Genomic DNA, 13,760 nt, shown 5'->3' with positions numbered 1-13,760 from the left:
GCTACCAGCTCAGGGTTTTCGGGTCTTGCCGGTGGGCATTGTGCTGCTCACCGCTGATCAGACCATCTGATAGGGTGATCACCCGGTCTGCCATCAGGGCAATAGAGGCGTTGTGGGTGATGATCACCGTGGTGGTGCCAGTTTCCCGATTGGCTTTCTCCAGAGCCTCGAGTACCAGAACACCTGTAGCGGAATCGAGGGCGCCTGTGGGCTCATCACACAGCAACACGTTAGGCTGTTTGGCTATGGCCCGGGCAATGGCAACCCGTTGCTGTTCGCCGCCAGACAACTGGGCCGGGAAATGATCGGCCCGGTTGGCAAGCCCGACCAGTTCCAGTGCCTGGTCCGGCGCCATGGGGTTGCGGGCGATTTCGGTAACAGCGACGACGTTCTCCCGGGCGGTCAGGCTTGGGATGAGGTTGTAGAACTGGAAAACAAAGCCCACGTAATCCCGGCGGTAGCGGGTGAGTTCCTTGTCGGTGGCCCGGGCAAGATCCGTTTCCAGGTACCGGACTTCACCGCTGGTCGGTATATCCAGGCCGCCGAGAATATTCAGCAGTGTCGATTTGCCAGAGCCGGAGGCACCCAGCATGACCACCAGTTCACCGGCGTAAAGGTCGAGATCCACTCCGCGCAGGGCGTGCACCTGTACTTCACCCTGCTGGTAGGTTTTGGTTAGGCCGCGGGTGTGGAATACCGGAGCGCCTGATAGCGCGGATGCAGCCATAATACGACTCCCTTCGTAAACAACAGATCACGACCAGTATAGCCTGTTGGGAACTCCCGGATTTGATCCGGCGCATTCTCAATGCGAACACAGGTGCTAACGGCAGGGGCAATCAGGTAAAGTCGGTCAATAGCTTACTCACCGTCAATCGGAGACCAAACATGAGTGATTCAACCTATACGCCTCCAAAGGTCTGGAAATGGGACAGCAGTAACGGTGGCAGGTTTGCCAACATTAATCGTCCCGTTGCCGGGCCTACCCACGACAAAGCGTTGCCGGTGGGGGAGCATCCATTCCAGCTGTATTCCCTGGCCACGCCCAATGGCGTGAAAGCGACGGTGATGTTTGAGGAGTTGCTGGAGAAGGGTATCAAAGAGGCAGAGTACGATGCCTGGCTGATCAACATCATGGAAGGAGATCAGTTCAGCAGCGGGTTTGTTGAGGTAAACCCGAATTCCAAGATTCCGGCGTTGCTGGACCGCAGCGAGAACCCGGCCGTGCGGGTGTTTGAATCCGGATCTATTCTTTTCTATCTGGCGGAAAAGTTCGGTGCCTTTTTACCAACAGACCGGGCCCGGCGCACAGAGACGATGAACTGGCTGTTCTGGCAGATGGCCAGCGCACCGATTTTGGGTGGTGGTTTCGGGCATTTTTATGCCTATGCCCCGGAAAAATACGAGTACCCGATCAACCGTTACACCATGGAGGTGAAGCGGCAACTGGATGTGCTGGATCGCCAGTTGGCGGACAACCAGTACATCGCCGGTGATGAATACACCATTGCCGACATGGCAATCTGGCCCTGGTATGGCTCGCTGGTGAAGAACACGGTGTACGAGGCGGCGGAGTTCCTGGAGGCCCACACCTACACGAACATTTTGCGTTGGACAGATAAGCTGGCCAAGCGCCCCGCGGTGCAACGTGGCCGCATGGTAAACCGGGCCTGGGGTGAGCTGTCTTCCCAGCTGCACGAGCGGCATGATGCCAGTGACTTTGATTTGCGTACCCAGGACAAGCTGGACGGCGAAAAATAAGGGGAAACAATGGCGATTCCTGCGGCGTTAACCGAAGACCAGATTTACCACCGTTGTCCGTTGGACAAGTTGAACTTTGAGACAACGGCAACGCTGGAGGAACTGGAACTTCCTTTTGGGCAGGAACGCCTGCTGCGCGCGATGGAGTTTGGCGCCAGCATGGAGGCCAATGGCTTTAACCTGTTTGTGCTGGGCCCGTCCGGGGCCGGCAAGCATGAACTGGTCAGGCAGTTCCTCGATAAACACGCCTCAGGACAGCCGGTGCCTTCTGATTGGTGCCATGTTTTCAACTTCCAGCAATCCGACAAGCCGAACGCCATTGAGTTGCCGCCGGGTGAAGGCCGGATGTTCAAGCGCGATATGAGTGACCTGGCAGCGGAGCTGAAAACCGCCATCCCGGCTACCTTTGAAAGTGAGGAGTATCAGGCTCGCATTCAGGAGCTTCAGGAAGAGGTGACGCGTCGTCAGCAGAAGGGCCTGTTCGCCATTCAGGAAGAAGCCAACGCCAACAACATTGCCATGATCACAACTCCGGCCGGCTTTACCTTTGCGCCCATGCGTAACGGCGAAGTGATTGAGCCGGAGGAATACAAGACCTTCTCTGATGATGAGAAGGCGCTGGTGGAGGCCAAGGTTGAAGACCTGCAGAAGAAACTGCAGCAGGCTATCCAGCAAGTGCCGCGGCTGCGCAAGGAAGTGCGGGAGCGTATCCATTCTCTGAACGAAGAGATGGTTCAGCTGACCCTGGGCGGCCCCATTGGCGAATTGCGCGAGAAGTGGTCGCACCTGCCGGAGGTGGTTGCCTACCTGGATGCGGTTCGGGAAGACGTGGTAGAACACGCCGAAGCCTTCCAGGATAGTGAGAACGGCGCCCCCGCCGGGTTGCTCAATCGTTACCGGGTGAACCTGTTGGTGGATAATTCGGAAACGCAGGGCGCCCCGGTGGTGTATGAGGACCTGCCCAATCACCAGCACCTGACCGGTCAGATTGAGCATCGTGCTCACCAGGGTAACCTGTACACGGACTTCACATTGATCCGGGCCGGTTCGCTGCATCGGGCCAACGGCGGTTTTCTGATCCTGGATGCCCGCCGCATTCTGACCCAGCCCATGGCCTGGGAAAGCCTGAAGCGTATTCTGTTTTCCAATGAAATTCGTATTGAATCCCTGGAGCGCCTTTATGGCCTTGCCACTACCGTCAGTCAGCAGCCTGAACCGATCCCGCTGAAAGTGAAAGTGGTGCTGGTGGGCGACCGGACCCTGTATTACCTGTTGGCACACTACGACCCGGACTTCCTCGACCTGTTCAAGGTTGAGGCAGATTTCGAGGATGATCTGGACCGGGACGGAGAGAGCTATCAGCTCTACGCCAGAATGCTTGCCACCATGGCCAAATCTGTAAAGGCCCGGCCAATGGACAAGCCCGCCGTGGGGCGTTTGATTGAGCATGCCAGTCGCCTGGCTGGTGACCAGAAAAAACTGACCGCCCATGACCGGGTATTGAAAGACCTGCTCAGCGAGGCAAATCACTGGGCTGCCCGTGCTGACAGCAAGCACATTGGCATCGGGCATATTCAACAGGCGATTGATGAGCGGGAGTTCCGCGCCAGCCGCATTCGGGAACGTAGCCTGGAGCAGATCTACCGGGGTGTGGTGATGATTGCCACAGACGGTGAGCAGGCGGGGCAGGTGAACGGCTTGTCTGTGTTGCAGATAGGTGCCACCCGTTTTGGTCAGCCTACCCGCATCACGGCCACCGCCCGGCCCGGCAAAGGCCAGGTGGTGGATATTGAGCGTGAGGCGAAACTTGGCGGGCCCATTCACAGTAAGGCGGTGATGATCTTGTCCCGCTTTCTGGCAGGCCGCTATGCGCCCATGGGTGATTTATCCCTGTCTGCGAGCCTCGCCTTCGAGCAATCCTACGGTGGCGTGGAAGGGGATTCAGCCTCGGTAGCGGAAACCTGTGTGCTGTTGTCTGCCATTACCGGCGTGCCGCTGAAACAGTCGTTGGCGGTGACCGGCTCCATGAACCAGCACGGTGAGGTTCAGGCAGTGGGAGGGGTGAATGAGAAAATCGAGGGCTTCTTCAATGTCTGCAAGAAAAACGGTGGGGTAAATGGCCACGGCGTGTTGCTACCCGCCAGTAACGTTGAGCACCTGATGTTGAACGAAGAGGTGCGCACGGCGGTTCGGGAGGGCGTGTTTGCCATTTACCCGATGACCCACATTGACCAGGCCATTGAGCTGATGACTGGCATGGCGCCAGGCTCGCCTGACGATGAGGGCGGTTATCCGGAAGGGAGCTTCAACCGTCGCGTGGCTGATCGTTTGGCTGAGTATGCAAAGGTAGGGCAAAAGAAGGAAGACGCCCAGGATAACGACAGCGGAGGCAAGAACGGTGACCGCTGAGCAACAGCTACCGGTGGAGCCAGTGGGCCGGGTGCTGATTCTGTTGGATGGTTCAAGGTTAAGTTTGGCGGCTCTGGAAGCCGCGGCGGACATTGCCCATGCGCGCAAAGCCGAGGTGCTGGGGGTGTTCGTGGAAGAGGTGAACCTGTTGCGCAGCGCGGGCTACGGGTTCACTAGGGAAGTGGGCAGAAATTCCGGAGTCGCCCGGCCAATGGACCTTGCGGCTATTGAGGCCCGGATGCGCTCGCTGGCGGAGCAGGCGAGAAGATCGCTGGAGCGTGCCATGGCGCAACGGGGGCTTGCCCAGGCGCTCACCTTGTGTCGTGGCCGTGTGGCAGATGAAGTACTGAATCTGGCGCGGCCGGGGGATTTGCTGGTGTTAGGCCGCGTGGGCTGGTCTGGCAGTCCGGGCTCTCGCCTTGGGTCCACGGCCAGGGTTCTGGTGAGCCAGGCGCTCGGGGATGTGTTGTTGTGGGCCGATCCGCCCATGCGGTCCCGAAATCGCATTGTGGTGTTGCTGAATCACGATCAAGGGGCGAACCATCGGGCTGTCAGGGTTGGCGCTGAGCTGGCAAGGCGTAACCGGCAGCCGTTGACGATCCTGGTGCGAACCGAAACCGGCCGTGATGAGCGTATCGCCGAGGATTTGCTGGCCTATATGGAAAGTGAGGGTATTACCGCCCGGGTCAGTTTCTTGCCCATGGCCAGTGCCGGAGCTGTTGCACGGGTGATCAGGGAGGAAGGCGCCTCGCAACTGGTGCTTAGCCGGCAGTGCAGCCTGTTCCGTGAGCAGGGTGCAGATACCCTGCTGATTGAAATGAACCTGCCGGTGACGGTAACACCCTGAAGCCAGTGGAGAATCATGCGATTTTCCGGTCGCCGGCTTTGCTCAACACCTCGGTGATTTCCTCCGTTGACAGGGTTTCGTGTTTCATCACCGCCTTGGCCAAGGCGTCCAACTCCTTGCGGTGTTCCTTGAGGAAGTTGACGGTGTAGGATTCCAGGTCCATGAGTTGCGACTGGATTTCCGAATCAATCAGGTCGGCCAGCTTTTCACTGTACTCCCGGGGGGCACCCATCTCCCGTCCCAGGAATACATGCTCCTCACCGATACCCAGTCCCAGTGGGCCCACTTTCTCACTCATGCCCCACTGGCCGATCATTCGGCGCAGCAATTTTGTGGCTTCTTTAAGATCGTTCTGGGCACCGGTGCTGACTTCGCCATAGATGATTTTCTCGGCGGAGCGGCCGCCCAGCATGACTTTGATGCGATCCCGCAGGTAGCTTTCGGTGTAGTTGTATTTGTCTTCCCGAGGAGTTTGTTCGGTTACGCCCATGGCCATGCCATGGGGGATAATGGTGATCTTGGTGAGTGGGTCGGCCTTGGGCATGTAATAGGCCATGATGGCGTGTCCGCACTCGTGGTAGGCCACCACTTCCCGTTCTTCCGGCGTTAGCTGGGCATCCCGCTCCTCGCCCAGAATCAGTCGGTCCCGGGCCTGCTCAAAGCAGTGGGCGTTAACCTCGTCCAGATTTTCCCTGGCGGCGGTCAGGGCCGCTTCGTTGACCAGGTTTTTCAGGTCTGCGCCGGAGAAACCGGTGGTGCGGGCCGATAACTGCGCAAGGTCCACATCGGCGGCCAGCGGCACTTTGCGCACGTGCACTTTGAGGATGGCTTCCCGGGCCTCTTTGTGCGGGCGATCCAGGGTGATCTTGCGGTCGAACCGGCCGGGGCGGAGCAGGGCGCTGTCCAGTACGTCCGGGCGGTTGGTGGCTGCCAGCACCAAAACATTCTCGTGGGCTTCGAAGCCATCCATCTCGGTCAGGATCTGGTTCAGGGTCTGTTCCCGTTCATCGTGTCCGCCGCCCAGGCCTGCGCCCCGGGAGCGGCCAATGGCATCCAGCTCGTCGATGAAGATCAGTGCGGGTGCCTCCTTGCGGGCATTCTGGAACATGTCCCGAACCCGTGCGGCACCCACTCCGACAAACATCTCGATAAATTCCGAGGCGCTGATGCTGAAGAAGGGTACTTCCGCCTCGCCAGCAATGGCCCTCGCCAACAGGGTTTTACCGGTTCCAGGCGGCCCCACCAGCAGCACGCCTTTGGGCATGACCGCCCCGAGGCGCCGGTATTTCTCGGGCGATTTCAGGAAGTCGATGATCTCCGCAATGTCGCGCTTGGCGGATTCTATGCCTGCCACGTCATCCAGGGTGGTAGTTGAGGTTTCCTTGCGAGCCCGGCGGGCCCGGGACTTGGCATAGTCGAATGGTCCGCCACCTTGGGTCATTCGTTTTTGTGCCGCCCCCCAGAACCAGAACATCAGCGCCAGCAACAGTATCCAGGGCAGGAAGCCAAGAATCAGGTCCTGCCACCAGGGCCGGCCCGATGGCGCACCACGAATGACAACCTCTTGCCGCTCCAGCAATGACAGCAGATCCGGATCGTCAACCGGTGGCCGTAACGTCAGGAAATTCTCTGTGCTGCGCCCGGTATCGGAACTGAACCGGGCGGCACCGGCCTCGGTAAACCGGCCACGGATTTCTTCGTTGCGCAGGGTGACTTCCTGCACCTGCCCGTTCAGTACCGCTTCTTTAAACTCGGAATAGGCCAGTTCCTGCTGCTGCGGGCGACCGGTGTCCTGTAGCCACAAAAACATCAGGAAAAAGGCAGCGCTCAGCCACAGGAATGAATACTGGTTCGGTATGGCTGGTTGAGGCTTGTCGTTGTTATCGGGTTTGCCTGGTTCGTTCGGGTTGGTCATCTCGGCCTCCGGTCGCCCTCCATGATCTTGGCCACGAACACCGATTTTCCGTAGGTTTCGAAAGACCACTTCATGGTATCGGACAGCACGTTCATTACTTCATCATAGTCGCCGAAAATTTCGGTGCTCATACGCCCAGGATAGACTTCCAGGCCGGTTTGTTTCAGGCGATCAATCAGATCCCAGATCGGTTGCTTGTAATCGTCTTTAAGCGGATAACAGCTCAGCTGTACAGAAAGATACATGATTTGCCTCCCAAACAGTCTGAGGCGGGTCAATTCCCGCCCGGTTAAAAGCCCATCGCCGATGACGTGCTCCGGCGTGGATCGGCACCGCCGTAGAGGGTGCCATCTTGTCCAATCATAATACTCTGGATAGCGCCCATGGCCGTGCTGGTGGTGACCTTATGGCCTTTGGCCTCCAGCAGACGGACGGTGTCCGGGCTGATGCCCTGTTCCATGCGGATTTCATCAGGCAGCCACTGGTGGTGGATGCGGGGCGCAGCCACGGCAGTCTGGATGTTCATGTTGTGGTCAATCACATTCATCAGAACTTGCAGGGTAGTGGTGATAATGCGGGAGCCGCCCGGGCTGCCGGTTACCAGGAAGTTGCGGTTGTTTTTGCGCACCACGGTCGGAGACATGGAGCTGAGCATGCGTTTGCCCGGTTCGATCTTGTTGGCCTCGCCGCCGATCAGGCCGTAGGCATTGGGCTCACCCGGCTTGGCGCTGAAATCATCCATTTCGTTATTGAGCAGGAAACCAGCGCCCGCAACGGTAATGCCGGAACCATAGCTGAAGTTGATGGTGTAGGTGTTGGATACCGCATTGCCCCAGCGGTCCACCACGGAAAAATGAGTAGTCTCGGGGCTTTCATGGGCAGCCGGCTGGCCGGGTTTGATATCGCTGGCGGGCCGTGCTTTGTCCGGGTTGATGCCTTTTCGCAGCTTTGCCGCATAGGCCCTGCTGGTCAGCCCGCGCAGCGGAACCTCCACGAAATCGGTATCGCCCAGGTATTCAGCCCGGTCGGCATAGGCCAGTTTCATGGCCTCGGCCATGTGATGAATGGTCGCGGCGGAATTGTGGCCCATCTCGGTAATGGGGAAGCCCTCAAGGATGTTGAGGATCTGGATGATATGGGTGCCGCCGGAGGAGGGTGGCGACATGGAGTAGATGTCGTAACCACGATATTGGCCATGTACCGGTTGCCGGACGGCGGGCCGATAGGCTTTGAGGTCATCCAGGGTGATCAGGCCGTCGTGGCGTTGCATCTCATCAACAATCAACTGGGCGGTCTTCCCCTGGTAAAAACCCGCTGGGCCATGCTCTGCAATGCGTTTAAGGGTGTCAGCCAGGTCGGGTTGTCTGAATAGTTCACCTGGTTGCGGTGCCGAACCGTCCTCCTTATAAAAGGTCGCCTTGGTAGCGGGCCAGCGTTGCAGGCGTTCTCTGGCTTGTTCCAGGCCTTCGGTGAAACGATGGGGAACCACGAAGCCCTCTTGCGCAAGCTGGATGGCCGGGGCCAAGGCTTCCTTTAATGAGAGAGTGCCGTGTCGTTCCAATGCCAGGGCCAGGCCGGCGACCGTGCCGGGAACGCCAGCGGCCTGGTGACTGAACCGGCTGCGCTGGCTGATGACGTTGCCCCCGCTATCCTGAAACATGGTTTCCGTGGCGCCGGCCGGGGCGGTTTCCCGGTAGTCGATGGCCTCAGGTGCGCCGCCGTCACCAGGTGCATACAACAGAAAACCTCCCCCACCGATGTTACCGGAGCGGGGCTGGGTCACCGCCAAAGCAAAACCGGCGGCGACCGCGGCATCCATGGCGTTGCCGCCGTCTTTGAGAACCTGCAGGGCCACCTCGCTGGCCAGGGTGTGGCTGGTGGCTACCATGCCCTGAGTGGTCTGAACGGGGTGGAATCGCTCGCCCTCAAGGATGGCTTGGTTGCTGGCGTAAGCGGTGTTCAGTGCCAGTAACATTAACAATGCGGCTGTCAGGCCCCACAGGCGCCTCAGTGGAATTCTTGGCCGGGGGCTGTGGATCACTCTGTGTGTCATTGGATTCCTCGTTTCTGGCTGCCAGATAGGCTATCATAGCCGGTCATTTTTACCGGTGCGCTCAGGCACGCCACCGCAGGCGGATGTCTGTGGTTTTCCGGCGCACCCGCTTTCCCGGATTCAAGTTAAGGAAAGGCTTAATGGAGCATACCTATCGTCTTGTTATTTCCTGCCCGGACCGGGTAGGGATTGTTGCCAAGGTGAGTAATTTTCTGTCCACCTACAACGGCTGGATTACCGAGGCGAGCCACCATTCAGACACTCAGTCTGGCTGGTTCTTCATGCGCCACGAGATCAAAGCTGAGTCGATTCCCTTCGGGCTGGATCAGTTCCGGGCCGCGTTCGAACCGATTGCCCGCGAATTCAATATGCGCTGGCACATTGCCGATTCCGCCCGGCCCAAACGTGTCATCTTGATGTGCAGCAAGGAATCACACTGTCTGGCGGACCTCCTGCACCGCTGGCACAGCAAGGAACTGAACGCCGAAATGGTGGCGGTTATTTCCAACCACGATGACCTGCGCCGGATGGTGGAGTGGCACGATATTCCCTATCACCATATACCGGTTAGCAAGGAAAACAAGGCAGAGGCTTTTGCTCATATTGAAGAGCTGTTCCAGAAGTACGATGCCGACGTGGTGGTGCTGGCCCGTTACATGCAGATTCTGCCGGCTGAGCTGTGCGAAAAGTACGCTGGCAAGGTGATCAACATTCACCACAGCTTCCTGCCGTCGTTTGCCGGGGCCCGCCCATATCACCAGGCCTACAGCCGGGGTGTGAAGCTGATCGGGGCCACCTGCCACTACGTGACCCAGGACCTGGACGAAGGCCCGATCATCGAGCAAGACGTGATTCGCATCAGCCACAGCGATTCCATTGAAGATATGGTTCGCCTGGGCAAAGACGTTGAAAAGAACGTGCTGGCCCGCGGTCTTCGGTCTCATATCGAAGACCGCGTGATTACCTACGAAAACAAGACCGTAGTGTTCGATTAAGGCTGTGCCACAGTCGCCCCTCGGGGCAGTGGACTGTGGTATGCTTGGCGGCTTGTTGAAGAATAAAGACGGGGCCCGGAAACGGCCCCGGTACGACTTCCAGATAACGCAAAGGAACCTTTCTCGATGGGTGAGTTAGCCAAAGAGATCCTGCCGGTCAATATTGAAGACGAATTGAAGCAGTCCTACCTCGATTACGCCATGAGCGTTATCGTCGGCCGGGCTCTGCCAGACGTGCGTGACGGCCTCAAGCCGGTGCACCGTCGGGTGCTGTTCGCCATGTCCGAGTTGGGTAACGACTGGAACAAGGCATACAAGAAATCCGCCCGTGTGGTGGGTGACGTTATCGGTAAATATCACCCCCATGGTGATTCAGCCGTTTACGACACCATTGTTCGTATGGCTCAGCCGTTCTCCTTACGATACCCGCTGGTGGATGGTCAGGGTAACTTCGGGTCCATCGACGGCGACAACGCCGCCGCCATGCGTTACACCGAAATCCGCATGGAGAAAATTGCCCATTCGCTGCTGGCGGACCTGGACAAGGAAACCGTGGATTTCGTCGACAACTACGACGGCACCGAGCGTATTCCGGAAGTCCTGCCTACCCGTGTACCGAACCTGCTGGTCAATGGTTCTTCCGGTATTGCCGTAGGTATGGCGACCAACATTCCGCCCCACAACCTGACCGAAGTGGTCAATGGTTGTCTGGCGCTGATTGATAACCCGGACCTGTCCATCGACGAGCTGATGGAGTTCATTCCGGGCCCGGATTTCCCGACCCAGGGCATCATCAACGGCCGTGCCGGTATCGTTGAAGCCTACCGCACTGGTCGTGGCCGCATTTACATCCGCGCCCGCCACGAGATTGAGCACGACAAGAAAACCAATCGTGACGCCATCATCATCACCGAACTGCCGTACCAGCTGAACAAGGCCCGGTTGATCGAAAAGATTGCTGAACTGGTCAAGGAAAAGCGCCTGGAGGGCATCACGGAGCTGCGTGATGAATCCAACAAGGAAGGCATCCGGGTGGTGATCGAGCTTCGTCGTGGTGAAAACCCCGAAGTGATCGTGAACAATCTGTTTGCTCACACTCAGCTGCAAACCGTGTTCGGTATCAACATGGTAGCGCTGATCAACGGCGAGCCGAAGATTCTGAACCTGAAGGAAATGCTCGATGCGTTCGTTCGCCATCGCCGTGAAGTGGTGACGCGCCGAACCATCTATGAGCTGCGCAAGGCCCGCGAGCGCGGCCATATCCTGGAAGGTCTGACGGTTGCCCTCGCCAACATCGATGAAATGATCGAGCTGATCAAGGCATCACCGAGCTCTGTGGAAGCCAAAGAAAAGCTGATGTCCAAGGGCTGGGTGCCGGGTGATGTTCTGGCCATGCTGGAGCGTGCCGGTGAAGACGCCTGCCGCCCGGACGATCTGCCGGAGATCTACGGCCTGCGCGATGGCCTTTATTACCTGTCTCCGGAGCAGACCCAGGCCATTCTGGATATGCGTCTGCACCGCCTGACCGGCCTGGAAACCGAAAAACTCCAGAATGAGTACAAGGATATCCTCGAGAAGATCGCCGGCCTGCTGGAAATTCTGGCAGACCCGGACCGCCTGATGCAGGTCATCCGTGAAGAGCTGGAAGCCGTGGTAGCGGAGTTCGGTGACGAGCGCCGTACCGAGATCACCAGTTCGCAGCGCGACCTGACGATTGCTGACCTGATCGATGAAGAAGACCTGGTGGTCACCATTTCCCACAGCGGTTACGCCAAGACCCAGGCGGTTGAAGATTACCAGGCCCAGCGCCGTGGAGGCCGGGGCAAGGCAGCAACCTCGATGAAAGACGAAGACTTCATCGAAAAGCTGCTGGTGGCCAACTCCCACGACACCATTCTGTGTTTCTCCAACCGGGGCAAGGTGTACTGGTTGCGGGTGTTTGAGATTCCCCGTGGCAGCCGTGGTTCCCGTGGTCGGCCGATGGTCAATATCCTGCCGCTGGAAGAGGGTGAGCGGATTACTACTTTCCTGCCGGTGCGGGACTACCCGGAAGAGCAGTTTGTATTGATGGCCACCTCCGCCGGTGTCGTCAAAAAAACGCCGCTGCCGAACTTCTCCCGTCCGCGCAGCAGTGGTCTGATTGCTTTGAACCTGGACGAAGGCGATACCCTGATTGGCGCAGCCATTACGGATGGTTCCGCCGAAGTGATGCTGTTCTCCACCGCCGGTAAAGCCGTGCGGTTCCAGGAGGAGCAGGTACGCCCGATGAGCCGGACAGCCCGTGGTGTACGTGGTATCAAGATGCCGGAAGGCCACCATGTGGTGTCCCTGATCATCCCGCAGGAAGGCGGTGTGATTCTTACTGCCAGTGAGCATGGCTATGGCAAGCGTACCGCCATTGACGAGTTCCCGGCATACAGCCGTGGTAGCCAGGGCGTTATCGCCATGCAGTGTTCAGAGCGTAACGGCAACCTGGTGACGGCACTTCAGCTGTTTGAAGGCGACGAGATGATGCTGATCTCTGACAAGGGCACCCTGGTGCGTACCCGCACTGACGAGGTTTCGGTGCTCAGCCGGAACACCCAGGGTGTGCGCCTCATTCGCCTGTCTCAGGAAGATGAGCGCCTGGTGGGTGTGGAGCGTATCGCAGAATCTGATGACGACGACGTCGAAGTAGAAGGCGAGGAAACCGAAGAATGAGCAGGGCGTTTAATTTCTGTGCCGGTCCGGCCACCTTGCCGGAAGCCGTGCTGAAGCAGGCTCGTGACGAGATGCTGGATTGGCGTGGCACCGGTATGTCGGTTATGGAAATGAGCCATCGTAGTGACGAGTTTGTGGCCATTGCCGATGCGGCTGAGAAGGACCTTCGGGAACTTGCAGGCATTTCAGATGATTACGCCGTACTCTTCATGCAGGGTGGAGCTTCCAGTCAGTTCTCCACCATTCCGCTGAACCTGCTGGGTGACAAGTCCTCGGCCGATTACGTGAACACCGGTATCTGGTCCAAAAAGGCCATTGCTGAGGCCAAGCGCTATGGTAACGTGAATGTGGTGGCCAGCTCCGAGGATGGCGGGTTTACCACCATTCCAGATCAGTCTAGCTGGAATGCCAGTGCCGACGCCGCCTACCTGCACTACACCCCCAATGAAACCATCGGTGGCCTGGAATACGACTTCATTCCAGACAGCGGCAGTGTACCGCTGGTGGCGGATATGTCGTCCACCATGCTGTCTCGCCCGGTGGATATCAACAAGTTCGGGCTGATTTACGCTGGCGCCCAGAAGAACATCGGGCCGTCGGGCCTGGTGGTGGTCATTATCCGCAAAGACTTGCTGGGTAAGGCTCGTAAGGAAACGCCGACCATGATGAACTATCAGGTCATCGCGGATAACGGCTCCATGTACAACACCCCGGCCACCTATTCCTGGTACCTGTCTGGCCTGGTGTTCAAATGGCTGAAAGAGCAGGGTGGCGTCAAGGCCATGGGCGAAATCAACGCCCGTAAAGCCCGGAAGTTGTATGACTTCATCGACACCAATGATTTCTACGCCAACCCCATTGAGCCGCGCTTCCGTTCCTGGATGAACATACCGTTTACCCTGGCGGACGATACTCTCAATGGTGAGTTCCTGAAAGGTGCAGAAGCGCGCCGGTTGCTCAACTTGCAGGGGCACCGCTCTGTGGGTGGTATGCGCGCCAGTATCTACAACGCCATGCCGGAAGAGGGCGTGGATGCGTTGATTGACTATATGGCGGAATTTGCGAAGGAGCGGGGCTGAT

10 protein-coding genes are annotated in these 13,760 nt (G+C 58.2%); 6 read left to right on the top strand and 4 right to left on the bottom strand.

Features of this window, described 5'->3' with window-relative positions; all coding sequences use genetic code 11:
* Position 1 precedes the first annotated feature (1 nt).
* Positions 2–727 carry an ABC transporter ATP-binding protein gene (locus C7H10_RS18380; RefSeq protein WP_061332728.1) on the bottom strand — a complete coding sequence of 242 codons (726 nt, stop codon included), beginning with the start codon at positions 725–727 and terminating at the stop codon, positions 2–4.
* A gap of 161 nt (positions 728–888) precedes the next feature.
* On the opposite strand from C7H10_RS18380, the gene yghU reads away from it, so the two are divergent.
* From yghU to C7H10_RS18365, 3 genes are read left to right on the top strand one after another with little or no spacing between them, the layout of a single operon-like run.
* Positions 889–1,761, top strand: a complete 873-nt coding sequence (gene yghU, locus C7H10_RS18375) for a glutathione-dependent disulfide-bond oxidoreductase (protein WP_106695967.1) — start codon at positions 889–891, stop codon at positions 1,759–1,761.
* A 9-nt stretch (positions 1,762–1,770) separates the two neighbouring features.
* Positions 1,771–4,170: a Lon protease family protein gene (locus C7H10_RS18370; RefSeq protein WP_106695966.1), complete on the top strand. Its 2,400-nt coding sequence runs from the start codon at positions 1,771–1,773 to the stop codon at positions 4,168–4,170.
* Positions 4,160–5,017, top strand: coding sequence for a universal stress protein (locus C7H10_RS18365; RefSeq protein WP_061332732.1), 858 nt, complete (start codon positions 4,160–4,162; stop codon positions 5,015–5,017). Before C7H10_RS18370 ends, C7H10_RS18365 begins: the two co-directional genes overlap by 11 nt.
* A 13-nt stretch (positions 5,018–5,030) precedes the next feature.
* Here the strand turns inward: C7H10_RS18365 and ftsH are convergent, their stop codons facing one another.
* Genes ftsH through ggt form a run of 3 tightly spaced genes read right to left on the bottom strand, consistent with a single transcriptional unit; the run spans position 5,031 to position 8,907 of the window.
* Positions 5,031–6,932, bottom strand: a complete 1,902-nt coding sequence (gene ftsH / locus C7H10_RS18360) for an ATP-dependent zinc metalloprotease FtsH (protein WP_106695965.1) — start codon at positions 6,930–6,932, stop codon at positions 5,031–5,033.
* The gene (locus C7H10_RS18355; RefSeq protein ID WP_058090531.1) at positions 6,929–7,177 is read right to left on the bottom strand and encodes a YkoF family thiamine/hydroxymethylpyrimidine-binding protein; all 249 of its coding nucleotides are present in this window, start codon (positions 7,175–7,177) and stop codon (positions 6,929–6,931) included. Before C7H10_RS18355 ends, ftsH begins: the two co-directional genes overlap by 4 nt.
* A 44-nt stretch (positions 7,178–7,221) precedes the next feature.
* On the bottom strand, positions 7,222–8,907 hold the full coding sequence (ggt, locus tag C7H10_RS18350) for a gamma-glutamyltransferase (protein ID WP_244178343.1): 1,686 nt from the start codon (positions 8,905–8,907) through the stop codon (positions 7,222–7,224).
* A 218-nt stretch (positions 8,908–9,125) separates the two neighbouring features.
* Here ggt and purU point away from each other — a divergent pair, with 218 nt between their 5' ends.
* The 3 genes from purU (at position 9,126) to serC (ending at position 13,759) form a co-directional block, all read left to right on the top strand.
* Positions 9,126–9,980, top strand: a complete 855-nt coding sequence (purU, locus tag C7H10_RS18345) for a formyltetrahydrofolate deformylase (protein ID WP_058090533.1) — start codon at positions 9,126–9,128, stop codon at positions 9,978–9,980.
* A gap of 126 nt (positions 9,981–10,106) precedes the next feature.
* Positions 10,107–12,680 carry a DNA gyrase subunit A gene (gyrA, locus tag C7H10_RS18340; protein ID WP_106695963.1) on the top strand — a complete coding sequence of 858 codons (2,574 nt, stop codon included), beginning with the start codon at positions 10,107–10,109 and terminating at the stop codon, positions 12,678–12,680.
* Positions 12,677–13,759, top strand: a complete 1,083-nt coding sequence (gene serC / locus C7H10_RS18335) for a 3-phosphoserine/phosphohydroxythreonine transaminase (RefSeq protein WP_106695962.1) — start codon at positions 12,677–12,679, stop codon at positions 13,757–13,759. The genes gyrA and serC overlap by 4 nt, the downstream gene beginning before the upstream one ends.
* Position 13,760: the final 1 nt, after the last annotated feature.

Origin of the sequence: Marinobacter shengliensis, assembly GCF_003007715.1 — a bacterium.
GTDB lineage: Bacteria > Pseudomonadota > Gammaproteobacteria > Pseudomonadales > Oleiphilaceae > Marinobacter > Marinobacter shengliensis.
The sequence above is the reverse complement of the archived record's forward strand: the minus strand, read 5'-3'. Positions and strand labels throughout refer to the sequence as shown.

Bases quoted from the DNA above. Each gene is read 5' to 3' on its own strand.
- purU (WP_058090533.1), top strand. From the start codon at position 9,126: ATGGAGCATACCTATCGTCTTGTTATTTCCTGCCCGGACCGGGTAGGG.
- gyrA (WP_106695963.1), top strand. From the start codon at position 10,107: ATGGGTGAGTTAGCCAAAGAGATCCTGCCGGTCAATATTGAAGACGAA.
- ftsH (WP_106695965.1), bottom strand. From the start codon at position 6,932: ATGACCAACCCGAACGAACCAGGCAAACCCGATAACAACGACAAGCCT.
- C7H10_RS18370 (WP_106695966.1), top strand. From the start codon at position 1,771: ATGGCGATTCCTGCGGCGTTAACCGAAGACCAGATTTACCACCGTTGT.
- C7H10_RS18380 (WP_061332728.1), bottom strand. From the start codon at position 727: ATGGCTGCATCCGCGCTATCAGGCGCTCCGGTATTCCACACCCGCGGC.
- yghU (WP_106695967.1), top strand. From the start codon at position 889: ATGAGTGATTCAACCTATACGCCTCCAAAGGTCTGGAAATGGGACAGC.
- serC (WP_106695962.1), top strand. From the start codon at position 12,677: ATGAGCAGGGCGTTTAATTTCTGTGCCGGTCCGGCCACCTTGCCGGAA.
- ggt (WP_244178343.1), bottom strand. From the start codon at position 8,907: ATGTTACTGGCACTGAACACCGCTTACGCCAGCAACCAAGCCATCCTT.
- C7H10_RS18355 (WP_058090531.1), bottom strand. From the start codon at position 7,177: ATGTATCTTTCTGTACAGCTGAGCTGTTATCCGCTTAAAGACGATTAC.